Raw genomic sequence first — 24,277 nt, 5'->3', positions numbered from 1 at the left:
CACAATGAAGAAGATATTTATTTTATGTACTGTTCTTTTCTGCTTTGTAGCTGTATTTGCTCAGCAAAAAGTATCAGTATCTTCTCCTGACGGCAAGTTAGGATTTACATTGAATATAACTCCTGAAAACATCTCTTATGATGTAGTTTACAAAAAGCAGCCGATAGTTGCAAACTCCTTGTTAGGCTTCGACTTCGATAGCGGAGAATTCGGAAGCAACCTTCAAACAGGAAAAGTACAGCGTAAGAAGATTGATGAAACATACAAGCTGGTAGTTGGCAAAGTAAGTACCGCCAGGAACCACTGTAATCAGATCATCATTCCTTTGCAAGAGAAAGCAGAAAAGGAACGTATGGTTAATCTTGTAGTGAGAGCCTTCAATGACGGGGTAGCTTTCCGTTATGAGTTTCCCCGACAAGAAGGCTGGAACTCATACGTGATGTACGACGAAAAGACACAATTTAATCTCAATGGCAATCCCATGGCTCTGCTGATGTATCTACCCGGATATATCAATACTCACGAAGGTGTTTACAAGCAGGTGGAGTATGATAAAATCGCAAAGAAGCGATTGATTGAGATGCCCGCCACCTTTGAGTACGACAATAGTATCTACCTCTCTATCACCGAAGCAGCTATACGCGATTATGCCGGTATGTATCTGCTGAAGGAGAAAGATAAACTGGTCGGCAAGCTCTCCCCAAAGCTGGGACAAGAGAAGATTAAGGTGGAAATCAATGAGTTTCCGCACCGTACACCATGGCGTGTCATCTCCGTATCCGACCGTGTAGGCGGACTGCTTGAAACCAATATACTCACCAGTCTGAACGAACCCTGCAAGATAGAAGATACCTCCTGGATAAAACCTTGCCGAACCACTTTTACCTGGTGGAACGGGAATGTAGTGCCCGACAGTACCTTCTCTCCGGGAAATAACTTCGATACCAATAAATACTACATTGACTTTGCTGCCCGAAACGGACTGGATGCACACGGTATCTACGGCTATGCCGAAACACCTTGGTATTACGATGATAACTTCAACTTCGGTTGGGCAGGACCCAATGCCGATATTACTAAACCTATCCCCTGCCTGAACTTACCCCGTATCGTGGAATATGCCAAGAGTAAAGGCGTAGGTATACATCTTTGGGTGCACTGGCGTCCCTTATATGACAAGTTGGATGAAGCCTTTGCACTCTATGAGAAGTGGGGCGTGAAAGGTTTGATGGTAGACTTTATGGATCGGGATGACCAGCAGATGATACGTATTCAGGAAGAGATACTGCAATGTGCAGCCAAGCATCGACTGTTTATCCAGTTCCATGGGTCGAGCAAACCATCAGGATTGGTACGTACGTATCCCAATGAGTTCACCCGTGAAGGAACACTCAACTATGAGGTCTGTAAATGGGATACACTGGTGAATGCCGACCATGATATCTCCATACCCTTCACCCGTATGCTCGCAGGTCCTACGGATTACCATTTAGGTGGCTTCCGCGCACAGAACCGTAAAGATTTTAAAATACAGTATGTCAATCCCCACGTAATGAGTACACGTTGCCACATGCTGGCCATGTACGTAGTATTGGAAAATCATCTGACTTCCCTCTGCGACAAGCCCGAAGCTTACGAAGGACAACCAGGCTTCGAAGTATTACGTACCGTTCCCGGCACCTGGGATGAAATGTATGTGCCCTTGGCGGAGATGAACAAGTATGTTACTGTAGCCCGTCGCAGCGGTACCGATTGGTGGGTAGGTACATTGAACAACAGCACTGCACGAACCTTGCAACTGAAGCTTGATTTCTTGGAAGAAGGAGAATATCAGGCTACTATCTATACGGATGCGAAGGATGTAGACAAGAATGCCAACCATCTGAACAAGGAAGTTCGTAAAGTTACAAAGAAAGATGTCATAGAACTGCCATTGGCAATAGATGGAGGTTCGGTAGTGCATATTGCTAAGTTGTAACAAGATATGAAAAAATATATAATACTACTTGCAAACATCTTTCTGATAAGTGTATTTGCAAGTTGTGACAAATCGGATTCAGGAGAGGAAGACGGATTATCTTTAGAAGTGCGCCTTTCTCAAAATGAAATAACTACAGTTGATGGTAGAGCATCTGTTAAAGTTTCAATAGAAAAGTTCGATAAATTGGCTTATCTGGAAATTACTAAGGTTAGTGGTGAAAAACATACTACTGCAAAATATATGGCAAGTAACCTTGCACCAGAATATACTTTTGAGTATATTCTGCAAAGTAGTGATGATTCACAGTGTTACTTTGAGTTTGTTGCGATAAGCAATGATAATAATTCCTCAAAGACTGTTAAGTTGACTGTAAATAAAGGTTCTACTAATGTTTCGAAAGAGTTGGTCTTTACTGATTTGAAATGCATTTCTCGTGTTACAGGTGCCGAGGTAAATGGAGTCAATGGACTGCCTGCCGTTCAATATGTGGTAAATAACTGTACTAATGAACTATACAACGTTGGAGGTACGGATTTAGGTATTGTTTGGGAACTTCAACCGGGACGTTATGGTTTATTCTTTGGAGATACGTTTGGTAGTGATTTTTATCCGAATTACGCAAATCCAGGTCCGAATGGCGGTAGTTGGAGAAGTAATGTCTTACTATATTCTGAAGATAAAGATCTCTCTAACGGACTAATTATCAATGGTGCAGCTATGGATAAAAGCGGTAAGAATGCTCGTGAAATATGTTATGGTGGCAAAGATGGGAGTGGTAATGGAGACTGGACATCTATTCCTACCGCTGCAATCCGGGCAAATGGAGCAGATTACGTGCATTACATGAATATTCGTAATTGGGCTGGCTGGGTTACAAACTTTTCAAGCCTCTATAAATCTACTGATGACGGTGCTAACTGGGAACGATGTCAGAATGTGAAGTTTGGTTCGAAAAGTAACTTCGGGCAAGTAGGTTATTTCAAGAAAGATGGCTATGTCTATATGGTGGGAACTATTAGCGGACGTAATAATAAACCACATTTAGCTCGTTTTCAGGAGAAGGATATTGAAAACCAATCAGAATATGAATATTGGAATGGTAGTGGATGGGTGAAAGATAATGAAACAGCGGCTATTCCTTTATTTGATGATATTGCCGGAGAACTTTCCATAGCTTATCACCCAGAATTTGGTAAATGGATCATATTATACTTCAACGGCACTCGATATGAAATTTCATTCCGCACGGCGGATTATATTGCGGGGTCATGGAGTGAGCCTATGAAGTTGGTAGATGGTTGGCAATATGCACAACTATACGGTTCATATATCCATCCTTTATCACTCATAGGAGATAAGCTTTACTTTATTATGTCCATGTGGTTGCCTTATAATTCTTACTTGATGTCTACCCATCTAAAGTTCAAATAGCTAGTGTTGTTCTATTCTATTTAGATTAGCGCATCTAAGTTTGTCACTTTGTATATTGAGTACTCTCACTTTACAAGGTGGCATCTTATTTTGTAGTACATTGTGTGAAAATATAAATTTTTAAAAACCTATTATAAAGATAGCAATAAATTAATAAATACTATCTTTCTTTGTATGTACACACAACTGATAAATTATACACTAAGATATTTAGTTTAATTTTCTATACAAAGATGTTTTCCTTTAAAACCCTAACTAGAATTTACTAAAAATCGGACAGAGATTTACTAAATCTTCCCCCTATTTTTAGTAAATTTCCGGTAGATTTTTAGTAAAAATATAACCTCCTTATTCATAGATAATTACGAGCAAATAGCAACAGTAAGAATAATATACACTAAATATACAGTACAAAGTCACGCAATCAAGGGATAAAAACAATAAAGGGATGGAATCTTCGCAGACTTCATCCCTTTGACATATCCTAAAAATCTTTTTTGTAAAATCCTATTGAATTAATTTAGCTATTATTCGTATTACAAATAAAAAATTAGTTTTAAAAGCACATTACAAATATAAGTAATAAAAAATACTTTGTCAAGTCTTAAGTAGTGTTTTTTATGCTACTTCGCTACAAATCTGAAAATAAACCTGTAACTTTGCACCGATATTAACCGGATACTAACCGGTATTAACAATAGAATTAACAGTGTTTTCAACAATATACTAACAAATACCATTATGGAATACAATTTCAGGGAGATTGAAAAGAAATGGCAAAAACAGTGGGTAGAGGATAAAACCTACCAAGTGACGGAAGATGAAACAAAGCAAAAATTTTATGTGCTCAATATGTTCCCTTACCCATCGGGCGCGGGTTTGCACGTAGGTCATCCATTGGGATACATTGCTTCGGATATTTATGCCCGTTACAAACGCCTACAAGGTTTCAATGTACTGAATCCTATGGGGTATGATGCTTACGGACTTCCTGCTGAGCAATATGCCATTCAAACAGGACAGCACCCTGCAATTACTACCGTTAACAATATCAACCGCTATCGCGAACAGTTGGATAAAATAGGTTTCTGTTTTGACTGGAGTCGTGAAATCCGTACTTGCGATCCGGAATATTACCACTGGACACAATGGGCTTTCCAAAAGATGTTCAATAGCTATTATTGTAATGATGAAAAACAAGCCCGTCCTATTCAGGAGTTGATTGACGCATTTCCAATCTATGGTAACGAAGGTCTGAATGCCGCTTGCAACGAAGAATTGCATTTTACTGCTGAAGAATGGAAAGCCAAAAGCGAAAAAGAACAGCAAGAGATACTTATGAACTACCGTATCGCCTATCTGGGTGAAACTATGGTAAACTGGTGTCCTCAACTGGGAACCGTACTTGCTAATGATGAAGTAGTAGACGGAGTATCCGAACGCGGTGGTTTCCCCGTAGTACAAAAGAAGATGCGCCAATGGTGTCTTCGTGTATCTGCATACGCACAACGTTTATTAGACGGGCTCGATACTATTGACTGGACCGAATCCCTGAAAGAAACTCAAAAGAACTGGATAGGTCGTAGTGAAGGTGCCGAAGTTCAATTCAAGGTAAAAGATAGCGATTTGGAATTTACTATCTTTACTACACGCGCCGATACTATGTTTGGAGTTACTTTCATGGTATTAGCTCCCGAAAGTGAATTAGTAGCCCAATTGACTACAGAAGCACAGAAAGCTGAAGTAAATGCTTACCTGGAACGTACCAAGAAACGTACAGAACGTGAACGTATTGCCGATCGTGGCGTCACCGGTGTATTCTCCGGAAGTTATGCCATCAATCCTTTTACCGGTGAAGCAGTGCCCATTTGGATTAGTGATTATGTACTTGCCGGATATGGTACAGGTGCCATCATGGCTGTTCCTGCACACGATAGCCGCGACTATGCTTTTGCTAAACATTTCGGATTAGAAATTCGTCCGTTAATTGAAGGTTGTGACGTCAGTGAAGAAAGTTTCGATGCCAAAGAAGGCATTGTATGCAACTCTCCTCGCGAAGGTGTAACTCCTTATTGTGAACTTTCACTGAACGGATTAACCATCAAAGAAGCCATCGCCGCCACTAAAAAATTCGTAAAAGAACAGAATCTAGGACGTGTGAAAGTAAACTTCCGCTTACGTGATGCTATCTTCTCACGCCAGCGTTATTGGGGTGAACCGTTCCCCGTTTATTACAAGGATGGCATGCCTTACATGATCGATGAAAGTTGTTTACCCTTGGAACTTCCCGAAGTTGCCAAATTCCTCCCTACCGAAACAGGCGAACCTCCATTAGGTCACGCCACTAAATGGGCTTGGGATACTGTAAACAAGTGTATCGCTGATAATGAAAAGATAGATAATATCACTATCTTCCCATTGGAACTTAATACAATGCCTGGTTTTGCCGGTTCAAGCGCTTACTATTTGCGTTATATGGATCCTCATAACCACGAAGCTCTTGTTGATAAGAAAGTAGATGAATACTGGCGTAATGTAGATCTTTATGTAGGTGGTACCGAACATGCAACCGGACACTTAATTTATTCCCGCTTCTGGAACAAATTCTTGCATGACCTCGGTGTTTCTGCGGTAGAAGAACCCTTCCAAAAGTTAGTAAACCAAGGAATGATTCAAGGTCGAAGCAACTTCGTTTACCGTATTAAAGATACGAATACATTTGTGTCTCTGAATCTGAAAGATAAATACGAAACTACCCCACTCCATGTGGATGTAAACATCGTATCTAACGACATTCTCGACATAGAAGCTTTCAAAGCTTGGCGTCCTGAATATGAAACAGCAGAGTTTATTCTTGAAGACGGAAAATATATCTGTGGTTGGGCGGTAGAAAAGATGAGTAAATCTATGTTCAACGTTGTCAACCCGGATATGATTGTTGAGAAATACGGAGCTGACACACTACGTATGTATGAAATGTTCCTGGGTCCGGTAGAACAATCCAAACCTTGGGATACAAACGGTATTGATGGTGTACACCGCTTCATCAAGAAGTTCTGGACATTGTTCTTTGACCGTAATGACAATTATCTAGTTACCGATGAACCGGCTACTCCCGAAGAACTGAAATCACTGCATAAACTTATAAAGAAGGTTACAGGAGACATTGAAACATTCTCTTATAACACTTCTATCAGTGCCTTCATGATTTGTGTGAACGAGCTGTATACGTTGAGATGCAATAAAAAAGAAATTCTGAACCAACTTATCATTACATTGGCTCCTTTTGCTCCGCACGTATGCGAAGAATTGTGGGCTACATTAGGCAACGCAGGTTCAGTATGTGATGCAAAATGGCCTGCATATAATCCAGAATATTTGGTAGAAAATACGATTAACTATACTATTTCCTTCAACGGAAAAGCTCGCTTTAACATGGAATTCCCTGCTGATGCAACATCTGAAGTAATCCAGACTGCTGTATTGGCCGACGAACGTTCTGCGAAGTGGATAGAAGATAAAGCTATCCAAAAGGTAATCGTAGTACCGAAGAAGATCGTAAATATCGTTGTCAAATAATAAATATGCAGATTACAAAACCAACCAAAGCGGAAGTGATGAGAGAGTTTAAAGACTACATTTTCATCACTTTCGGACTCATCAGCTATGCATTGGGATGGGCGGCATTCCTCATTCCTTACCAAATTACCACCGGAGGTACTACAGGTATCGGTGCTATCATTTATTATGCCACTGGTTTTCCCATCCAATGGTCATATTTCATCATCAATGCCGTATTGATGACATTCGCAATCAAAATACTGGGACCTAAATTCAGCATTAAGACCACGTTTGCCATCTTCGGACTAACATTCTTTTTATGGTTCTTCCAGGTACTCGTAAACGGACCTGACGGAATCCCTCCACAAATCCTGGGACCCGGACAAGATTTTATGGCTTGTCTGATAGGAGCAGTTTTATGTGGCGTAGGCTTAGGTGTTGTATTCAACTGTAACGGAAGCACCGGAGGTACGGATATCATTGCCGCTATTATCCATAAATACAAAGATGTTACGCTAGGACGAATGGTCATGGCTTGTGATGTAGTAATTATCAGCTCCTGTTACTTTGTTTTCAATGATTGGAGACGAGTTATTTTTGGCTTTGTAACTCTGTTTATTATAGGTTTTGTATTAGATTACATTGTTAACAGTGCCCGCCAATCCGTACAATTCTTTATCTTCTCAAAAGATTATGAAAAGATTGCCGACCGCATCACTAAGGAGACCCACCGTGGTGTAACAGTGCTCGATGGTATTGGTTGGTATAGCAAACGTAATGTAAAAGTACTGGTTGTACTGGCCTACAAACGCCAGTCCATTGAAATATTCCGATTAGTGAAAGACATCGATCCAAATGCTTTCATTTCGCAAAGCTCCGTAATTGGTGTTTATGGAGAAGGATTCGACCGATTGAAAATAAAATAGTCACAAGTAGTAAAATTACTTGTGACAAGTAAAAAGAACAGTATTCTATGAGAAAGAAATTCGTATTTGCCACCAACAATGCTCATAAGTTGGAGGAAGTTACTGCTATCTTAAAAAACAAAGTAGAACTTCTGAGCTTGAATGACATTAATTGTCATGTTGATATCCCCGAAACTGCAGATACTCTCGAAGGGAATGCTTTACTAAAAGCCCAATACATTTTTGAAAACTACCAATTAGACTGTTTTGCCGATGATACCGGACTGGAAGTAGAAGCTCTGAATGGTGCACCAGGAGTATATTCGGCACGTTATGCAGGCGATACACATAATGCAGAAGCTAATATGAAGAAACTTCTGCATGATCTTGAAGGAGTTGAAAACCGTAAAGCACAATTCCGCACAGTTTTTGCATTGATCATCGACGGGAAAGAACATTTGTTTGAAGGGATTATAAAAGGAGAAATTACAAAGAGCAGACACGGTGCTTCCGGTTTCGGATATGATCCTATCTTCATTCCCGAAGGATATACACAAACCTTTGCCGAAATGGGAACTGAACTGAAGAATAAAATCAGCCATCGGGCATTAGGTGTGAATAAACTGTGTAAATTCCTTCAAACTATTCAATAGATACTTCAATAGTAAGTTATTAGTTTGAAAAGAATGATAACTATAAATGAAAATTAGAGTTTTATACAATGTCATTTTATGTCGGTTAGGAATCAGACAACTCCTGCCGAAAGACTTTATCAATGCCATTGAAATAGTAGAATGTGGAGAAAAGTTAGTAAAATTTCAAGGTATAAAAGTTCGAGAAAGTGTAGCTGAAAAGTTAAGGAGAGTAGAATCCAACCTATCTTTAATGTCATACGAAATACAAGTAGTAAGCGGTTATCGGACACTTGAAGAACAGTTAACTTTATGGCAAAATGCGGCAGGAAACAGAAAGTTTAGTGCCGACCCTACTACCGGCAAAGGTGGTGGACATCAAACAGGTGGTGCAGTAGATATCCTTCTATTAAAAAATGGTGAAACGGTTGATATGGGCAGTAATTACCGCGACCATAACAACCGTTCCATAACTTTTCCAAAGAATAAAGGAATCATCACATCTGAACAACTATCCCGAAGACAAATTCTGTATAATGCCATGATAACCGAAGGATTTATCAATTACCCAGGCGAGTGGTGGCATTATTGCTATGGTGACCAAATGTGGGCAGCCTATTCACGAAAGAATAGAGCCATGTATGGCTCTATAGCAGGGAAAGAGGAACTATAAAATTACAGTCCAAGCTTTGCCGATATTTCCAGCATTCTTTGTATCGGCTTCACAGCCTTAGCTGCTATTTCAGGATCAACCGTTATTTCCGGAGATTCGTTCTTTAAGCAATTATAAAGCTTTTCCAGCGTGTTTAACCGCATAAAGCTACACTCATTACAAGCACAAGTACTATCGTTAGGAGGAGCAGGAATAAACGTTGTCTGCGGGCATTTCTTTTGCATCTCATGGAGTATACCCGATTCGGTAGCTACGATATAGCTCTTTTCAGGATGTGCAACCGCATACTTCAATAAAGCAGCCGTAGATCCTACAACATCGGCTAGTTTCAAAACTGTACCCTTACATTCAGGATGAGCCAATACAATAGCATCAGGATATTGAGCTTTTAATTCAACAATCTTTTCAACCGAGAATTTCTCGTGTACATGGCAAGCTCCATCCCATAATAACATATTCCGACCGGTAACAGAGTTGATATAATTACCCAAGTTTCTATCAGGTCCGAAAATAATTTTCTCATCTTTGGGGAAGCTTTCTACAATCTGCTTGGCATTGGTAGAAGTTACCACTACATCGGTTACTGCTTTAACAGCTGCTGTAGTATTTACGTATGATATCACCGTATAATCCGGATGCTCTTTGACAAACTGACCAAATTTATCTGCCGGACAACTGTCAGCCAACGAACAACCTGCTTCCATATCAGGTACCAAGACCTTTTTGCCAGGACAAAGCACTTTCGCCGTCTCACCCATGAAGTGAACACCACACATCACAATGATATCCGCTTCCGTCTTAGCAGCCCATTGTGCCAAAGCAAGGCTATCGCCTACATAATCGGCAATGTCTTGTATTTCGCCTTTCTGGTAGTAGTGTCCCAGAATGATTGCATTCTTCTCTTTCTTCAGTTGGTTTATAGCTTCTATAAGATTATCCATAATTATAAGTTTTTATTTCTCTTCTTTCTTTAAAAATCCTTTGATAGTAATGATAGGCGGTTAATTGTGTGGACAATTTTATACGATTTTTCTTGCTTATGAAGTTATTAGTATAAGGCTAAATTTTATCCATTGGTTATTAACGTAAGCAATATAAAGCATATCTACTGAAAATAAACTTTTTATGTTAGAGTAGCCCACAATCATTAACACCTTGTTAATATGCTGCAAAGTTAATAACTTTAGAGTGATAATTCAGTGATATGGTACTGAAAAATGTGTTTATATAGCTCTTGAAAATTTCTCTTAACTTATTTGTAATGTTCGTTACAGTGTCGTAATATGCGTTGATTTGAATAATGCAAGAAGAATTTCTAAAAATCTTTCCCATATGTATTGACACGTTTTCAACGGTTATTAACCGGGATATAAACGGAAAGAAGTATCTTTGCAAACTATAATTAAAATCAATGAACATGATGCGTAAACTGAAGATAACTGAACTAAATCGTATTAGTGCAGAAGAGTTTAAAGAAGCCGATAAGTTACCCTTGGTAGTGGTATTAGATAATATTCGTAGCCTTCATAACATTGGTTCTGTTTTTCGTACTTCCGATGCTTTTCGTATCGAATGTATTTATCTTTGTGGTATTACAGCTACTCCTCCGCATCCTGAAATGCATAAAACAGCTCTTGGAGCTGAATTTACTGTAGATTGGAAGTATGTTAACAACTCTGTTGAAGCTGTTGATAACCTTAAATCGGAAGGATATACAGTTTATTCGGTAGAACAAGCAGAAGGTAGTATTATGTTGGATGAGTTGACTTTAGACAAATCTAAGAAGTATGCTGTAGTGATGGGAAATGAAGTGAAGGGTGTTCAACAAGAAGTTATTGATCATTCCCATGGTTGTATTGAAATACCTCAATATGGTACAAAGCACTCTCTTAATGTATCTGTTACAGCTGGTATTGTTATTTGGGATTTATTCAAGAAGTTGAGATAGTAACAAATGAACCGATGTTTACTCTAGTTATTAACAAATATATTTAGTTGTAATTCAGTATATTATATATTTGTACTTTTATATTAATAACAAGGTTATCAACATAATATTAACTATGAAGTTATTGTTTGAATGAACGGTATTGCTAAGAAATCTATGATGTGGAATTTATGGCATGGTTGTCATAAACTAAGTGCAGGATGCTTGCATTGCTATGTTTATCGAGGTGATGCTAAAAGAGATGTAGATAGTTCAGTAGTATCACAGACTAAAAACTTCGATCTCCCTTTACGGAAAAAGCGTAATGGAGAATTTAAAATACCATCGGGAACGCTTGTTTATACTTGTTTTACATCTGATTTCTTTGTTGAAGATGCGGATAAGTGGAGGGCGGAAGCATGGGAAATGATGCATCAACGCAGTGATCTTCATTTTATGATGATTACCAAACGTATAGATCGTGTTGCAAATTGTCTACCTGCAAATTGGGGAGACGGATATGATAATGTAACTATCTGCTGTACAGTTGAGAATCAGTCATGTGCCAATTATCGTTTACCTATTTATAAAGAGGCTCCTATCAAACATAAAATCATTATTTGTGAACCGTTATTGGAGAAGATTGATTTAACTCTTTATTCTGTTGGCGAATGGATTGAACAAATTGTTGCCGGAGGAGAATCAGGATACGATGCCCGTCCTTGTGATTTTGATTGGGTAATGGAACTTCGTAGAATATGTATAGAAAATCATGTATCGTTTTGGTTTAAACAGACGGGGTCCAAATTTATCAAAGAAGGAAAACTATATAATGTTAAGCGACAATTTCAACATTCGCAGGCACGTAAAGCAGGATTAAATGTAGAGAATTAAAAGCAAGAAACTAATATGACAATGATTATCAAAGATTTTGTTACATTTGTAAACTGTAGTAGAAGTAAATAAAGAAATTCAAGGTATATGATAAAGTTATTGTTGGTAGAAGACGATGCCAATCTGAGATACATCGTACAGGGTGGTTTGGAAGATATGATAGGCGGTTATGAAGTGATTACTGCTGCCAATGGTGAAGAAGGTCTGTCACAATGGAAAGAACAACACCCCGATGTGATAGTGTCTGATATCGAAATGCCTGTTATGAATGGCTACGAAATGGTAAAGCGTATCCGTGAAACGGATGGTGAAACCCCTATCCTATTCTCTTCTGCATTAATTTCTCCCAAAGATGTTGTAAAGGGTTACGAGATTGGTGCTAATAACTATATTAAAAAGCCATTTATACCAGAAGAATTGGATGCCCATATTCAAGCTTTATTGAAACTTTCTAAAGGAGAAAAAGCCAAAGATGAGAGCCAATGTTATAAGATAGGCAAAGAATTTCTGCTGGATGCTTCACATGCTACTTTGAAGCATACTTCTGGACTAAAAAAAACATTGACTGTTCGCGAAGCTGGTTTGTTGCAGATGCTTTGTGAAAAACGAGGCGATGTTATTCGTCGCGAAGCTATTTTGGAAAAGTTTTGGAATACGGAAGACGATTATTTTGCCTCCCGTAGCTTAGATGTATTTGTAACAAAACTGCGTAAGTTGATTTCAGAAGATGATACGGTGAGTATCAAGACTGTGAAAGGAGTAGGCTTGATGTTGATAGAAAATTAACAGAGTTATGCTTCTTAGAGCAATGGTTGTTTTATTATTCAATGTATTTCACGTCTCCTTTACTAATGATATCTCCATACATCCAGCATTCCGGTTCATGGTCATTTATAATTCCACAAGCTTGTAAATGAGAATAAACAGTTATAGATCCTAAGAACTTAAATCCTCTTTTCTTTAGGTCCTTGCTTAATCGGTCAGATAATTCATTGCTGGCTTCGAGTTGTCCTTCGTGATGCTTTTTATACACAAGTGTCTGATAGTTGGAGAAAGACCATATATATTGATCGAAACTACCAAATTCTTCTACAACAGTCAGAAAACATTTCGCATTATTTATTATAGCATCTATTTTCCTGCGCGATTTAATCATGCCATCTATTTGCAATATTTGTTCTATCTCCTCCTCTCCTAACCTTGCAACGGCTTTTACTTCAAAGTTGTTGAAACATTTTCTGAATATATCCCGCTTCTTTAGCATCATTGTCCAATTTAAGCCACATTGCATGACTTCCATTAGAATATATTCAAAATGCCGTTTATCATCATGAAGAGGTATCCCCCACTCTTCGTCATGATACTTCTGATTAATACCGCCGTCGCAACACCATTTACATCTGTTCATATTAGCCCTTATTTATCGTGTAATTGCAAAAGTATGAAATCAATCGAATAAGCTAGATAAGATAAGGTCTTATTTTATTGATTTATGCCCGAAAATATTCTTTTGTCCGTTTCTGTGCGGACAGTTGTCCGAAAGTGAACATAGCTTCGTTTAATATAATTATTGATAATCAGCTGATTAAGAGTTTGGCACGCGAATTGACTATATATAGGCGAAGGCGGTTGACAAAAACACCTCTTCAGAAAACGAAGTAATAACAATAAAAAAATAACGATTATGAAAACGAACTTAATCTCCAAAGCAGTTGTAATGTTAGCAGTAGTAATGGCAAGTGTAATGAACTTCTCAGCAAGTGCAGTCAACCCTACCCAGTATGTAACCAACGACGAGATGACCGGCGAGTTGATAACTGCCAAGAACATCTTCCGTAATGAAGACGGTCACTTATTCCGCCACCTGCGTTACACTTATACTTACGACAATGAAAACCGTGTGACCAGCAAAGAAGCCTCCAAGTGGAACAGTGAGAAAGAAGCCTGGGTTCCTTATTTCAAACTTAATGTAGGATACTCTGATAATGAAGTTGAACTGAACTACGCTTGCTGGAATAGCAAGAGCAATGCTTACGACAGCAATGTACAGAAGACTGTTTACGAATTGAATAACAGCAACGCTAACATAATGTTGGCAAGTACAAAATAGATATATAAATAAATAAGAAAAACCGGCTGCTTGGAAGAATATCCAGACAGCCGGTTTTTTATGGGTATATGAAATGCTTCTATTTCTTTTTTATCAGAAAGTGTTGTTTCAACCATTCCCGTACCGGTTCATCATACAGTTTGAGGCATGCGTATGCCAGTCCAATGGACAGGAAGAATATGGCTACGGACAAGAAAATATGTGCGCTCAGTGGTGCGTCCGGATGATTTCGTGCCCAAGCTATCTGCATGTATACCAGCGGGAAGTGTGTGATATAGAGAGGATATGAGATTTCTCCGAAGAACTTGCAAAGGCTCACGGAACGCTTGCCCGTTACGTTGCTGCCTGCTCCCATGATGACGATGAGTGGAAAGAGAATGAGGACAGACAAGATTTCGTAGGCGCCGTTCATCCACATATTTGTTTCGCCACCGATGCGAGGCATCACTAAGATGACTACTACAAATAATGAACACCAATAGAATCCTCTTTTTAACTTTATCAACTTGTTGATGCGTGAAAGCAACAAACCCATGAAGAACGGATAAAGCAGTCGGGTGAGGCCGATATACAGTTGTTCCGCATTGAGGCACCAGCCGCCTATAAGGGTGTATGCTGCGCCTGTTCTTTCTGCCAGCAGACCGAAGGTATCTATATTGAGTGCTACATCTATGGTGAGGCAGGCGGAGAGTGCGACGAATATTCCTAACGCAACCTTTGAAAAATGACGAATGAACAAGGCATACAGAATGTTAGCGAAATATTCCCATGTCAATGACCAGGTAGGACCGTTCAACGAGTTCATTTCCCACCAGCCTCGAATGTCCCATGAAATGAGTGCGGGAATCATAGCGCAGCCGAGCAAAGTCATAAGCAGTACCTTCCACCAAGGAGTATCCAGGATAAGCGGAAAGGCAGAACAATCACCGAAGTAGAACAAGGCTGCTCCTAACAAGGTACCCATAATCAGCATGGGATGCAGACGCACCAAGCGGCGTTTGAAGAAATCCCAAGTCGTCATCCGGTTCCAACGGTCGTCGTAGGCATAGCCGATAACAAAGCCGGAGAGGACAAAGAAAAAATCTACAGCCAGATAGCCGTGGTTCAGTATCTGATAGACTGGTCCTGCTGAGTAAGTTTCGAGTAAGTGGAAAGCTACCACAATCATGGCGGCTACACCGCGAAGCCCGTCCAGTATTTCGTAGCGGGGCTTGGATGCTAAATACGTTGTTGTTGTCATTTATATTGATATTAGATTAATATTCATTTTTAAATCTCTACCCTATTTTCGCAAACCTGGCAGAGATGAGTTATCCAGATATCTGATTTATCAGTTTTATTTCGTTGGCAAAGTTATCGTGTAATGAGATGGGTAATTTCTCTTATCGTTTATTAGAATTGTCTTATATTTGCATATTCTCTCTTTGGAGGGAATAAAGTAGGGCTTAAATATAAATTATAGTGCAATGTTTCAATCGGAAAAGCAATCTTTTATTTTTGATAGCGTTCATTTGGCTCCTGAGGAACAGATAGGACTTCACCAGCAGTCCACTTGGGAAGTGTGTCACGTCATTATCGGTTCGGGGATGAGACTGATAGGTGATCGGACGGAGCCTTTTCAGAGTGGGGAGGTGGTGATGGTGCCGCCTAATATTCCTCACTGCTGGTATTTCAACAACCATGTAACGGACTCACAAGGGCGGATAGCCAATACTGCCGTGATGTTTAGTACAAACTTCCTTGATAATTGCACAGTTGCTTTTCCCGAACTCGGTGAGTGTATCAGTCGGTTGAAAGATAAACGGGATGCCGTGAAATTCAACCGTGAGAAGTCGGTTGCCATTGCTTCCATACTTGAGGAGATGTGCGACTTGAGTGCTGCCGAACGTGTTGCACTGATGATAAGGCTTCTCCTTATCATTGCCTCTACTGAATGTGAGTCCATAGTCGGCAAATATCATAAGATAGATAAGGAGAAGAACCGTTTGAATCAGATACAGGTTTATGTGGTCTGCAATGTCAAACGGGAGATTACGCTTGATGATGTGGCGCGCCATGTAGGCATGAACCGTGCTTCTTTCTGCGTTTTCTTCAAGAAAGCTACAGGGAAGACATTTGTCAACTACCTCAATGAATATCGTATAGAGCTTGCCTGTCAGCTATTAGAACAAAAGAAGATGGCTGTTTCGGAGATTTGTTATCAGGTGGGCTTTAATAATGTGCCTTACTTCAACCGGGTATTCAAGAAACAGAAAGGAGTGGCGCCGACGGAATATAGCCGTTATAACTTTGAGTTCAGATAGTAGCCATATTCATTTAATAAAAATTCATCGGAATTTTCTAAGTTTATAATGTAATTCGTTGATCTTACAATGGATAAATGATGAATACTTATTGACCATTACATAAGAAGTTTCGGCCAATTATTTACATATTTTTGCAAAAAGGATGAGTATCCTTGCCCGATTTATGAAAAATACTTTAACTTTAACCGTCAAATACAAGTAAATATTATGAGAAAGACACTTTTAACAGCTATTGGACTAACTGCATTCATCTGTGTATCAGCACAAAATATTACCGGAAAAATTGTGGACGAGCAAGGAGAGCCGATGGGCTTTGCCAATATCGTTGCCCTATTTATGCCTGACTCCGCCTTTATAGCAGGCACCATCTCACAGGAAGACGGAACCTTCACTTTTGATGTGGATGAAAAGGGGCAATTGCTTCGCTTCACCTCCATAGGTTATGACACCTACTTTGGACACCGTAAAGATAATATGGGAATCATTGCCCTGCACACGTCCAGCGAGATGCTGGGAGAAGTGGTAGTAAAAGGTTCACTCCCCAAAACCCACATGAAAGGTGATGCCATGATAACGGGCATAGCAGGTACCGTACTCGAAAAGGCGGGAAGTATGGAGCAACTGCTTGACCGTATTCCCAACGTGACTTCATACGGTGGAACCATCGAAGTCTTTGGTCGCGGAACCCCCGAAATCTATATCAACGGGCGGAAAATGACCGACCAAATGGAACTGGAAAGGCTCAGTGCCGACAACATCCGCAGCGTGGAGGTCATCACCAACCCGGGCGCCCGCTACAGTGCCAACGTGAAAAGTGTTATACGCATCACCACCAAGCAGATAGAAGGCGAGGGTTTCGGCTTCGACACACGTGCCTACCTCAACTACAGCAACTTCACGCAATGGGATGAAACGGGACGTTTCAACTTCAACTACCGCAAGGGAGGCTTCGATCTCATCGGTATGCTCTATATGTCCAACACTACATTTGTCGATTACAAGACGTTGGGACAATATACCTATCTGGACAAGAATTGGATACAGACCAGCGAACTGTACGGCGAAACGCACCGCATAAACCCCTATGGCAAGTTGGCACTGAACTATATGTTCAACCCTAACCATTCTATCGGAGTGAATTTCAGCTACGACCGCTATCCGAGCGGTGACTCCTGGCTGGATGCGGCAAGTACCGTCGATCGCGACGGAGAGCGTATAGAAACATCTACCAGCCGACTGACGGAAGAGGAGCGACAAACAACCATGCAAGCCAATTTCTACTATACGGGCAAAATAGAAGAATGGAGCATCGACTTCAATGCCGATTGGTACTGGGACAAAGACAACTCCCCCATTACTACTGTCGAAGATTATCAGGCAACAGGAGAAGAACCGCAAAGCCAAACTATTAGTACCACAACCCTGAAGCGAAGCCAGTTAATGGCATCCAAACTGATAGTCTCGGCCCCGTTATGGGGCGGCAAGCTGGACTTCGGGGGAGAGTACTCCTACTCCAAACGTAAGAGTACCTACACGGTGTTACCCGTGGGTTTCATCGAAGACGACCGCAGCCGCATCCAGGAGGGTATGGTTTCGGGATTTATGGAGTACAACCGGCAGATAGGGCCTGTATTTCTGCTGGCAGGTCTCCGGTACGAGAACATCGACTTCGACTATTACGAGGAAGACAAGTACGTGGGCGAACAGAGCCGTGTATTCAACAACCTCTTCCCCTCCATCTCGCTTTCGGCCAATCTGAGCGGCATAGATTTCCAGTTGGGCTATGCCATCGACGTGGACCGTCCCTCCTACTGGCAACTGAGAAGCAATGTGCTTTATGCCAACCGCTATACCTACGAAACGGGCAATCCCTTCCTTGTGCCACAAATCAACAACAACCTCAATTTTGGCGCCGCTTGGAAATGGCTCAGTCTGAATGCAGTATATTCACATATCAGCGATCCTATCACCACCTACAGCGATACCTACAAGGATGACCCGAGCGTATCGCTGCTACAAATAATTAACGGCAAGGCATACGACCAAGTGAATGCCTCGCTCACCTTTCAGCCTAAAGTAGGCATTTGGAGTCCTTCGTTCACAATGGCGGTAACGAAACAATGGTACGATATGGATGTACATGGTGGTAAATCTCTCAGTAACCCTATAGGCACATTCCGCTTCAATAATACATTCGACACTAAGTGGGCGACACTTTCCATCTTGATGAATGCCGCCACAGAAGGGAACAGAGAGAACATGAAGATGGAGAAAGGGATGTTCCGCACAGACCTTTCGCTTTACAGATCGTTCTTGAAAGACCGCTTTTCCGTTCAGTTCGATGTCCGCGACCTGTTTTTGAGTGGGCAGGTGCCCGTTACCATTTATGCGGGTGCCAAACGCAGCATGTACTTCTCACACAGGTCGGAGCGCGAAATGCGAATCACCCTGCGCTACAAGTTCAACGTGGCAAAGAGCAAATACAAAGGTAGCGGAGCAGGACAGGAGCAGTTGAGGAGAATGTAAAAACAGATTCTTCCTATTGCTTGCCTTTGGCTTAAAAGATAGTCACCGGGGAGTGCGGGGCTCCTCGGTGCCGGAGGTAGTGTTCCTCGGTGTCGGAGAAATGCCCCCTTCAGAAGGTGTTTTGGGCAGGATTAAATAGGGTTGTTTATTGTCTGCTACATTTGGGCATCTTAAATGTGGAGTTATTAATTTTTAGACTGCACAATACACTTTAACATTCATGTCTTTAATCCTCTGATAATCAACTGTTGTGTTTCCTATATCTTTACAAAAGCACCTCTAAAATCACCCTTTTGGCGAAAAGTGAGAAATTCGTTGTTTTTTTTGTTATACCTTTGCATTGTGATCACAAAACAAAAACTATTCTTGCTGACTGACGAGCCTGTAGGAACACAAGAGAACACGGATTTTTAGTCTATTAATTTAAAAAATTAAAACATTATGGCAGTATTATTTCGCAAACATACTCGTTTAAGTAATTTGGCAGACAAAGACTCTGCAGAGAAGGTATATCCTATTATCACATATAAGTACAGCAACTCTGCAAAATTGAAGGAAGTTGCACGGGAAATCAGCACCATGTCCGGTGTGAGTGAGGGTAATTCTTATAGCGTATTGAAGGATTTTCGCACGTATCTGAAGAAGACGTTGCTGGCAGGACGTATCGTGAATATCGATGGTCTGGGGCATTTCTTCCTTGCTGCTCAGAGCAAGGGTACGGACAAGGCCGAAGACTTTACCAGTAATGACATCACGGCATTGCGCATTTGCTTCCGGGCAAATAGCGACATCCGCATTGTGTCATCGGGTGCAACACGTTCGGACGGACTCGTTCTGAAAGATGTAGACCGCATTAACAATGCCGATGACAACGGCTCCGGTGAAGGCGGTAGCGGCGACGAAAACGATAATCCTTTGGGATAACGACGAGCTGCGCTGAATGCGTATAGATTACGGGCCTCCTCTCCCTGCATGGCAAGCAGGCGGGGAGGCTTGTTCTTTTTATTTTTTGAGTATTCTCTTCAAACCGGCAATATCCAACAGATTCACCGTCTCGAAGTTTCCTTTATAGAATATCCCCAGATTATTGAAAACACAAGGCAAATCTTTGGCTTTTTGTAGTGTATCTACTTGAATAAGAGTTAGAGGGATGTCATGCATTTCACAATATTGCTCTATTGTCTCTATGTTTTGATAGATAAAGGGGCATTGCATATCATAATAGATAGTTAGCTCTTTGTTTTCAATCTCTTGTTTTTTAGCGTTCTGTGCAAACTTTGGTGTTGTTCCGTTAAAAGTAAGTGCAAGCAATTCATATTCGTTTTCAGTAGTATCTACTACCTCGAAACCGCATTTCTTCGCAAAAGATTGGTCCGAAAGCCAAGCTTTCTGTTTCTTTGCTCCGAGCATACAAATGCCGGATTTGCCCTTCTCTTTGGCATCGGCTATGCAATACTCCATTAGTGAACGTCCATACCCTTTTCCTTTCTCGTTACCAAGCACCCATAAGCAATACACGTAATAGTAATTGTCACCAATTATGGGAACCCAGGCTGTTTCAAGAGGAGCGTATTCAATAAAAACGGTAGCTTTTGCATTCAACTTTCTGAAGACATGACCCTCGTTCAGCCGGTCGGCTAGCCATTTACGCTTTGCATCAATACCCGGATGATACTTCTTGCTGCGGATAATGCAGCATAAATGTTCGTTGACAAGATTCTCTGGTGTTAAGTTTATAAAATCAGTATCCATGCGTGCACTCTCCCTCTTATTATTAGTAACGGTGGTGATATATGTTCCTTTATTGACATTGTTGATATGCAAAAGTAATGAATTAACTTGTAAGAACAGGAAAATAAGAAAACAAAAAGATTTGTAGTTAGAGGAAGTATTCCATTCTTCTATTTTGAGGAACTCTGTATGTAAAACGAGTGTGCAAATATCCGGCATTAGATAAATGTCCCCTTGTGTGTCTATCTTCCTGTAATATAAATATGCTGTATTACAGTGGTTTATTGAATGCGATATCCCCTCTATTTATCCCCCTCGTCCGTTTCATTGTTTATGGGTTACTCTTTATTTTTGTTCATATCAATTAAAGAGATACGATATAGCTATTATTAATTATCTTTTAAAGTAATAATTATGGAAGACAAGAACAAAAACTATCCGAGTTACATGGGCGAATTTTATGCTCTTAATTCAACTAAATTTGAGAAAAGAAAGAATAATGTGAAGCCGAAACTTTATTGGGGGCTGGCAGCATTGGCCATTATTGTGGTTATCTTTCCCAGTTTAATTCCTGTGGCAAGCTGGTTGGTGCGTACAATTGGAGTCATTGCCGCCTTATTATGTATGTTAGCCGCCTATATGAGTAGCTTTGACATTTATAATATACAGAGTGGCGGAAAGATAAAAGACCTGGGCGTGAAGAAATTCAAGCGCGACGAGACGAATCCACAAAGGATTCTGAAAGCATTTCTGGAGAAGGATTTTGAATATCTGGCGGAACTTCCCGGAGGCAGAAGTGAACCGGTACAACTCCATATAGAAGAAGATCCTGTGGGACATGAAATGTACTGCCTGCTTACTACTTACGACTCAGACTCCAATATCGTTGGTTTGGCCGATGTGATTACTCTTTCCGGCAGTGAATATGATGAAAATATCGACCTTGTTAAACAGATGTATAAAGAAGAGAGCGACAATTAATAAACAGAAAACGTATGATAAAGAAATATTTCTTATTGATTCCCTTTTTGTGCCTTTTGCCTACCATGATATACGCACAGAAAGAATACCCCATAGAGCAGGTATCTGCCATTAACGTAGGCGACGGACGTATTTTGTTCCGTGACCTGAAGACCGAAAAGCCGCTGAGTGGTGACCATCGTATTATCGACGGGTATCATTCTGCCTATATCCAAGCCGAATTTAAGGACGGCTTCTACAATGGCAAGTACGAAGAACATGAGTACAATAAGTTGAAGTGTGAAGGCGTTTACAAAGATGGCCGTAAGAACGGCGTATTCAAGATGTACGACGATGAAGGAAGAGTAAAAGAAGAGAAGTCTTACAAGGAAGCCAAACTGGACGGGGCGCATAAGACCTTTTACACCAGTGGCAAGTTAGAACGTGAGGTGAACTACAGCAATGGCAAGCAGGACGGCAAGGAACTGTCTTATGACTTCGACGGAACTCTCCGCAAAGACCATACCTACAAGGACGGCAAGCAAGTAGGTAAGCAATTCACCTTTCTGAAAGGCACGTATGAACTTCATGAAACCGTTCATTACAATGAATTAGGGCTTAAAGACGGGGACTATTCATCCATATTTACTTTTGGTCTGCCCCATGTACTGGGACATTACAAGAACGGGCAGAAAGACGGTCGCTGGACCGAGATAGCCGAAAGCGGAGATACCTTGGTTATCGAAACTTACGTTAACGGTAGGGAAGAGGGACTGCATGTCTCCTTTGACCCTAATACAGGTGTTCGCAAACGGGAATTCTCCATGAAAGGTGATCGTAAGGACGGACTTTACCGTGAGTACAACCCCGATAACGGAGAACTGGTTTATGAAGCAACCTATCAATATGGTCGCCTGAATGGAAAAGAACGCCGCCTTATCTCTACAAACCGTTACGATTATTGGGAAATATCCACCTATACAAACGGGCGTCAAAGCGGACCGTTCGAGTCGCGTTATGTAAAGAATGACCGTGTACGTGAAGTAGGAGAGTGCCTCAATGGCAGACGCATCGGACGATGGAAACTATATGATATCGACGGAAAATTGGAAAAAGAATGGGAAGAAACAAAGTAATATGAGTACAACCTTTTATCAACAAATTATCAGCTTTCTGTGTCTGTTCATTGCATCGGGCGCAGTGACGGCACAAAATAGCGATGTGCTGTTCTTTAATGAGGTGGACACAACGTTTCAGAAAGTACGCGTTGGGCAGGAAGTGGAAGTAGGATATTACAGCACCTATGAGATAGAGAATCTATCTGCTCCTCAATGGAAAAGCTGTGGGGCCGAGCAATTGTCGGGTCCTCACGATACCAGTTCTTCAAGGACTTCTGTTGTAAACGGAAAGATGGAAAAGATTACTCTGAAGGGGATTAATTATAAAGTCCGTTTCGAAACTTCCGGTTGGGTCACCTTGCCCATGGCAATAGCTACTATCAAAGGGAAAGAGGTGGTTTGCACCCCGATGAAGCTCTATGTACAGCCTGCCGAAGACGCAAGAAAGATAGAAGGAATTGTTTGCAGCTTCTCCACCGATCCTGTAGCGGTGCAGCCCGGAAAGATATTCAAGTTAGAGTTGGTTTGTAACCATCGCCCTGACCAGAGTATGCCGCAATTGGAGCATCCGGGCATCCGGATGCTTTCCTCCACTTTCAGTTTCAGCAGGAAAAACGGCAAGGAAGAATACAGATTTATCTATGCATTGAAAATAGTTGAGTCCGGAAGCTACGTTATTAAACTGAAAAATCTTACATTTGGAGGTGTGAACTATTTGCTTGAACCTTATCTGCTCAAGATTGAAGGCGAAACATACATTTAACCTGCATTCAGTGGTATTATAAGGAAAAAGGCACAGTATAAACCATTTAAAACAGAGAAATATGGACGAAACATTGGAGCAACAGCTTAATGACCGGGAAGACGGTGACGATCGCAACAAGATTTGTAATCTCGAGATGTACGAAGAAGAAGAAATAAATGCCATTGAGGAGCATATCGAAAAGTATTTCGGAGCTTTCGACTCCGTTTTCCATGAAATAGCTTCACCGGATATTCATGTCGATATCTACATCATCGAGCCGACACCGGAAAAGAACTACTATACATTGGTTACCGGCGGTATGGGTGCCCATCGCATGAACGTGCCCGAAGAATTGAGCGAATATAAGTTGGAACGTGCGGAGCTTTTGATTTATCTACCTGCCGACTGGAATATACAGGGAAACGACGAAAAAGACTACTGGCCGTTGCGTTGGTTGAAGATACTTGCCCGCCTGCCGATAGAGGAGGACTCTTGGTTGGGATGGGGACATACCGTGCCGAATGGCGGTCCTTTCGCTGATAACACACAGCTTTCAGGTATCATTTTGATAAGTCCGGAGACTATGGAGGAAGAGTCTGCCGTATGCCCGTTGCCCAATGGTGAGGAAGTGAACTTCTACCAGATACTTCCGCTGTATGAGGAAGAAATGAATTTCAAGATAGGACATAATGCGGAAGAACTGCTGGAAAAGATGGACGACACCAGTGCGGTAATTGACCTTAACCGCCCGAATGTATGTGCTGACTGAGTAATTTT

The 24,277-nt window shown here is 41.0% G+C and carries 21 protein-coding genes; 17 read left to right on the top strand and 4 right to left on the bottom strand.

Annotated features, from left to right (window positions below; translation table 11 throughout):
* Positions 1-4: 4 nt before the first annotated feature.
* The 6 genes from Q1W14_RS04300 to Q1W14_RS04275 all read left to right on the top strand — a co-directional run bounded on the left by Q1W14_RS04300 (position 5) and on the right by Q1W14_RS04275 (position 9,183).
* Positions 5-1,978 (top strand): glycoside hydrolase family 97 protein, encoded by a 1,974-nt coding sequence (locus Q1W14_RS04300; protein WP_300699556.1) that lies wholly within the window; start codon positions 5-7, stop codon positions 1,976-1,978.
* 6 nt (positions 1,979-1,984) lie between these two features.
* Entirely contained in the window at positions 1,985-3,412 is a 1,428-nt protein-coding gene (locus Q1W14_RS04295; RefSeq protein ID WP_300699555.1) for a DUF4185 domain-containing protein, read from the top strand.
* 741 nt (positions 3,413-4,153) lie between these two features.
* The gene (gene leuS / locus Q1W14_RS04290; protein WP_300699554.1) at positions 4,154-6,991 is read left to right on the top strand and encodes a leucine--tRNA ligase; all 2,838 of its coding nucleotides are present in this window, start codon (positions 4,154-4,156) and stop codon (positions 6,989-6,991) included.
* 5 nt (positions 6,992-6,996) lie between these two features.
* Positions 6,997-7,899: a YitT family protein gene (locus Q1W14_RS04285; RefSeq protein ID WP_300699553.1), complete on the top strand. Its 903-nt coding sequence runs from the start codon at positions 6,997-6,999 to the stop codon at positions 7,897-7,899.
* A gap of 47 nt (positions 7,900-7,946) precedes the next feature.
* Positions 7,947-8,531, top strand: a complete 585-nt coding sequence (locus Q1W14_RS04280) for a non-canonical purine NTP diphosphatase (protein WP_300699552.1) — start codon at positions 7,947-7,949, stop codon at positions 8,529-8,531.
* A 46-nt stretch (positions 8,532-8,577) separates the two neighbouring features.
* Entirely contained in the window at positions 8,578-9,183 is a 606-nt protein-coding gene (locus Q1W14_RS04275; protein WP_300699551.1) for a M15 family metallopeptidase, read from the top strand.
* A 2-nt stretch (positions 9,184-9,185) separates the two neighbouring features.
* Here the strand turns inward: Q1W14_RS04275 and nadA are convergent, their stop codons facing one another.
* On the bottom strand, positions 9,186-10,124 hold the full coding sequence (gene nadA, locus Q1W14_RS04270) for a quinolinate synthase NadA (RefSeq protein ID WP_300699550.1): 939 nt from the start codon (positions 10,122-10,124) through the stop codon (positions 9,186-9,188).
* 479 nt (positions 10,125-10,603) lie between these two features.
* Here nadA and Q1W14_RS04265 point away from each other — a divergent pair, with 479 nt between their 5' ends.
* From Q1W14_RS04265 to Q1W14_RS04255, 3 genes are all read left to right on the top strand, one after another.
* Entirely contained in the window at positions 10,604-11,131 is a 528-nt protein-coding gene (locus Q1W14_RS04265; RefSeq protein WP_300699563.1) for an RNA methyltransferase, read from the top strand.
* A gap of 132 nt (positions 11,132-11,263) precedes the next feature.
* Entirely contained in the window at positions 11,264-12,004 is a 741-nt protein-coding gene (locus Q1W14_RS04260; protein ID WP_300699549.1) for a DUF5131 family protein, read from the top strand.
* Between the two features lie 87 nt (positions 12,005-12,091).
* Positions 12,092-12,790, top strand: coding sequence for a response regulator transcription factor (locus tag Q1W14_RS04255; RefSeq protein WP_300699548.1), 699 nt, complete (start codon positions 12,092-12,094; stop codon positions 12,788-12,790).
* Between the two features lie 34 nt (positions 12,791-12,824).
* On the opposite strand, the gene Q1W14_RS04250 is transcribed toward Q1W14_RS04255, so the two are convergent.
* Entirely contained in the window at positions 12,825-13,412 is a 588-nt protein-coding gene (locus Q1W14_RS04250) for a DNA-3-methyladenine glycosylase I (RefSeq protein WP_300699547.1), read from the bottom strand.
* 276 nt (positions 13,413-13,688) lie between these two features.
* Here Q1W14_RS04250 and Q1W14_RS04245 point away from each other — a divergent pair, with 276 nt between their 5' ends.
* Positions 13,689-14,114 (top strand): DUF3836 domain-containing protein, encoded by a 426-nt coding sequence (locus tag Q1W14_RS04245; protein WP_300699546.1) that lies wholly within the window; start codon positions 13,689-13,691, stop codon positions 14,112-14,114.
* A 79-nt stretch (positions 14,115-14,193) separates the two neighbouring features.
* On the opposite strand, the gene Q1W14_RS04240 is transcribed toward Q1W14_RS04245, so the two are convergent.
* On the bottom strand, positions 14,194-15,354 hold the full coding sequence (locus Q1W14_RS04240) for an acyltransferase (protein ID WP_300699545.1): 1,161 nt from the start codon (positions 15,352-15,354) through the stop codon (positions 14,194-14,196).
* Between the two features lie 226 nt (positions 15,355-15,580).
* Between Q1W14_RS04240 and Q1W14_RS04235 the strand changes: the two genes are divergently transcribed.
* The 3 genes from Q1W14_RS04235 (at position 15,581) to Q1W14_RS04225 (ending at position 19,870) form a co-directional block, all read left to right on the top strand.
* On the top strand, positions 15,581-16,417 hold the full coding sequence (locus tag Q1W14_RS04235) for an AraC family transcriptional regulator (protein WP_300699544.1): 837 nt from the start codon (positions 15,581-15,583) through the stop codon (positions 16,415-16,417).
* A gap of 210 nt (positions 16,418-16,627) precedes the next feature.
* Positions 16,628-18,946: a TonB-dependent receptor family protein gene (locus Q1W14_RS04230; protein ID WP_300699543.1), complete on the top strand. Its 2,319-nt coding sequence runs from the start codon at positions 16,628-16,630 to the stop codon at positions 18,944-18,946.
* A gap of 441 nt (positions 18,947-19,387) precedes the next feature.
* Positions 19,388-19,870 carry an HU family DNA-binding protein gene (locus Q1W14_RS04225; RefSeq protein WP_300699542.1) on the top strand — a complete coding sequence of 161 codons (483 nt, stop codon included), beginning with the start codon at positions 19,388-19,390 and terminating at the stop codon, positions 19,868-19,870.
* A 78-nt stretch (positions 19,871-19,948) separates the two neighbouring features.
* On the opposite strand, the gene Q1W14_RS04220 is transcribed toward Q1W14_RS04225, so the two are convergent.
* On the bottom strand, positions 19,949-20,698 hold the full coding sequence (locus Q1W14_RS04220) for a GNAT family N-acetyltransferase (protein ID WP_300699562.1): 750 nt from the start codon (positions 20,696-20,698) through the stop codon (positions 19,949-19,951).
* 393 nt (positions 20,699-21,091) lie between these two features.
* Between Q1W14_RS04220 and Q1W14_RS04215 the strand changes: the two genes are divergently transcribed.
* From Q1W14_RS04215 to Q1W14_RS04200, 4 genes are all read left to right on the top strand, one after another.
* A complete protein-coding gene (locus Q1W14_RS04215) occupies positions 21,092-21,658 on the top strand; it encodes a hypothetical protein (protein WP_300699541.1) in 567 nt (188 codons plus the stop codon).
* 14 nt (positions 21,659-21,672) lie between these two features.
* The gene (locus tag Q1W14_RS04210) at positions 21,673-22,773 is read left to right on the top strand and encodes a toxin-antitoxin system YwqK family antitoxin (protein WP_300699540.1); all 1,101 of its coding nucleotides are present in this window, start codon (positions 21,673-21,675) and stop codon (positions 22,771-22,773) included.
* Position 22,774: 1 nt separating this feature from the next.
* Positions 22,775-23,518: a hypothetical protein gene (locus tag Q1W14_RS04205; RefSeq protein ID WP_300699539.1), complete on the top strand. Its 744-nt coding sequence runs from the start codon at positions 22,775-22,777 to the stop codon at positions 23,516-23,518.
* A gap of 61 nt (positions 23,519-23,579) precedes the next feature.
* The gene (locus Q1W14_RS04200) at positions 23,580-24,269 is read left to right on the top strand and encodes a suppressor of fused domain protein (protein ID WP_300699538.1); all 690 of its coding nucleotides are present in this window, start codon (positions 23,580-23,582) and stop codon (positions 24,267-24,269) included.
* Positions 24,270-24,277 lie beyond the last annotated feature (8 nt).

This window comes from Bacteroides sp. (assembly GCF_030151085.1).
In the GTDB taxonomy this organism is placed as follows: domain Bacteria; phylum Bacteroidota; class Bacteroidia; order Bacteroidales; family Bacteroidaceae; genus Bacteroides.
This window is presented reverse-complemented; position numbering and strand designations above follow the sequence as displayed.

Bases quoted from the DNA above. Each gene is read 5' to 3' on its own strand.
- Q1W14_RS04235 (WP_300699544.1), top strand. From the start codon at position 15,581: ATGTTTCAATCGGAAAAGCAATCTTTTATTTTTGATAGCGTTCATTTG.
- Q1W14_RS04230 (WP_300699543.1), top strand. From the start codon at position 16,628: ATGAGAAAGACACTTTTAACAGCTATTGGACTAACTGCATTCATCTGT.
- Q1W14_RS04300 (WP_300699556.1), top strand. From the start codon at position 5: ATGAAGAAGATATTTATTTTATGTACTGTTCTTTTCTGCTTTGTAGCT.
- Q1W14_RS04215 (WP_300699541.1), top strand. From the start codon at position 21,092: ATGGAAGACAAGAACAAAAACTATCCGAGTTACATGGGCGAATTTTAT.
- leuS (WP_300699554.1), top strand. From the start codon at position 4,154: ATGGAATACAATTTCAGGGAGATTGAAAAGAAATGGCAAAAACAGTGG.
- Q1W14_RS04295 (WP_300699555.1), top strand. From the start codon at position 1,985: ATGAAAAAATATATAATACTACTTGCAAACATCTTTCTGATAAGTGTA.
- Q1W14_RS04265 (WP_300699563.1), top strand. From the start codon at position 10,604: ATGCGTAAACTGAAGATAACTGAACTAAATCGTATTAGTGCAGAAGAG.
- Q1W14_RS04285 (WP_300699553.1), top strand. From the start codon at position 6,997: ATGCAGATTACAAAACCAACCAAAGCGGAAGTGATGAGAGAGTTTAAA.
- Q1W14_RS04260 (WP_300699549.1), top strand. From the start codon at position 11,264: ATGAACGGTATTGCTAAGAAATCTATGATGTGGAATTTATGGCATGGT.
- Q1W14_RS04200 (WP_300699538.1), top strand. From the start codon at position 23,580: ATGGACGAAACATTGGAGCAACAGCTTAATGACCGGGAAGACGGTGAC.
- Q1W14_RS04240 (WP_300699545.1), bottom strand. From the start codon at position 15,354: ATGACAACAACAACGTATTTAGCATCCAAGCCCCGCTACGAAATACTG.
- Q1W14_RS04280 (WP_300699552.1), top strand. From the start codon at position 7,947: ATGAGAAAGAAATTCGTATTTGCCACCAACAATGCTCATAAGTTGGAG.
- Q1W14_RS04245 (WP_300699546.1), top strand. From the start codon at position 13,689: ATGAAAACGAACTTAATCTCCAAAGCAGTTGTAATGTTAGCAGTAGTA.
- Q1W14_RS04205 (WP_300699539.1), top strand. From the start codon at position 22,775: ATGAGTACAACCTTTTATCAACAAATTATCAGCTTTCTGTGTCTGTTC.
- Q1W14_RS04210 (WP_300699540.1), top strand. From the start codon at position 21,673: ATGATAAAGAAATATTTCTTATTGATTCCCTTTTTGTGCCTTTTGCCT.
- Q1W14_RS04275 (WP_300699551.1), top strand. From the start codon at position 8,578: ATGAAAATTAGAGTTTTATACAATGTCATTTTATGTCGGTTAGGAATC.
- Q1W14_RS04225 (WP_300699542.1), top strand. From the start codon at position 19,388: ATGGCAGTATTATTTCGCAAACATACTCGTTTAAGTAATTTGGCAGAC.
- Q1W14_RS04220 (WP_300699562.1), bottom strand. From the start codon at position 20,698: ATGGATACTGATTTTATAAACTTAACACCAGAGAATCTTGTCAACGAA.
- Q1W14_RS04250 (WP_300699547.1), bottom strand. From the start codon at position 13,412: ATGAACAGATGTAAATGGTGTTGCGACGGCGGTATTAATCAGAAGTAT.
- nadA (WP_300699550.1), bottom strand. From the start codon at position 10,124: ATGGATAATCTTATAGAAGCTATAAACCAACTGAAGAAAGAGAAGAAT.
- Q1W14_RS04255 (WP_300699548.1), top strand. From the start codon at position 12,092: ATGATAAAGTTATTGTTGGTAGAAGACGATGCCAATCTGAGATACATC.